We start from the raw sequence: 1,294 nt of genomic DNA, 5'->3' as shown, positions 1-1,294 counted from the left end.
ACCGTTCGCTTTAAAATTAGCGGAGTGTGTCGCAGGACATTCTCCGCTAACGTCAGATACGAGATCACCCGCCGCGATTTAATGCTGTTGGCCTGATATCGCAGATGTAATCCTTTATTTTCAGCGTGATAACCAATGAGCCACAGGACTATTGTGCTCAGGGTTGCCAGCAGACTCAGCACCAGTATTCTTCCCGCTGAACGACTGTAGCTGGCACGCAGTCCGAACCCAAAACGTTCACTTTTTTCATCCCGGAAGTTCTGCTCTGTCTGCATACGCCGACTGTATAACTTCATGATTTCACGTGGCTTAAAGTCATCTGTACTGCTGAAGATAAGCCAGGGCTCTTTTGCTGCTTTTCGGGCATCACGGACCTGTGATCTACGATGGATTCGACACCGTGAATGTTTATGTTTACGTTCCCGGGACGGCCTTTTGTGAAGATAAAAATGTCCGTTACAGCGTGCATATTCCGCGCGACCCAGTGTCCCGGCCCCCAGGTGGACAGGGCAGTCACCTGCTTTAATTAACGGATGTCTTTGAGCTTTGATATCGCAGACGTCATGCCAGCATTCACCTGTTTTTTGTAGTCTGAATTTCACCCTGCCCCGGACGCGGCCAGTAAAGTCCCATCCCAGCCGTTTTATATGGCTGAACCAGGCATTCTGAAAACCGGCATCAGTCACGATAATGACCCGTGCTTTTGGGTTTACCGCACTCGCAAGAGCATCAAGGAACGCGTTCTGAATTTGCACATTTTGCTGTTTTTGCGAAGGAATTATCCAGCTCAGTAACGGAATGGAACGCCCGTCGCAAAGCAAACTGGCACGGAGTACGTGATATTCCTGTGATGGATAGCCACTCCAGTCAACTGCGATGACACACAGAGATAACGGGTTTGTCAGCATGGATATAATGCTTTTATAAATCATTGGAATATCGCGATGAAGCGCTTTATTACCCAGCAGCCGATCAACACGTTTGATTTTGTTTTTAACCTGAGCGGTTCCGGGTAAATAACGCCCGATACTGGTCAGGGTCAGCGATGCTCCACGGGTTAAAGCAACAGTTGCATCAAGAAGCGCATTTTGTCGGTATTTGTGGAATGGAGCTAAGGCATCGCGGAAGAAATTCTGACATACTTGATAAGCAGGCATAGAGGTGATCTCATTGAATTGGTTGCACAATCAGTAGATCACAAAACTCTATGCCTGTCTTTTTTCACCCGCCCATTACTGGGGATTCCTCAGCAGTCCATTGGGGCTTTAACCGTTTAACCGTAGCCGGAATAGCG

The 1,294-nt window shown here is 48.1% G+C and carries 1 protein-coding gene; it reads right to left on the bottom strand.

Annotation, left to right across the window (positions count from 1 at the left end; all coding sequences use genetic code 11):
• Positions 1-1,157, bottom strand: a 1,157-nt coding sequence (locus tag KEC56_RS14190; protein ID WP_227531404.1) for an IS4 family transposase, incomplete at its 3' end; no start/stop codon positions are given.
• Between the last annotated feature and the right edge of the window lie 137 nt (positions 1,158-1,294).

The sequence above is a fragment of the Microbacterium tenebrionis genome (assembly GCF_020682665.1).
Taxonomy (GTDB): Bacteria; Actinomycetota; Actinomycetes; order Actinomycetales; family Microbacteriaceae; genus Microbacterium; species Microbacterium tenebrionis.
The sequence above is the reverse complement of the archived record's forward strand: the minus strand, read 5'-3'. Positions and strand labels throughout refer to the sequence as shown.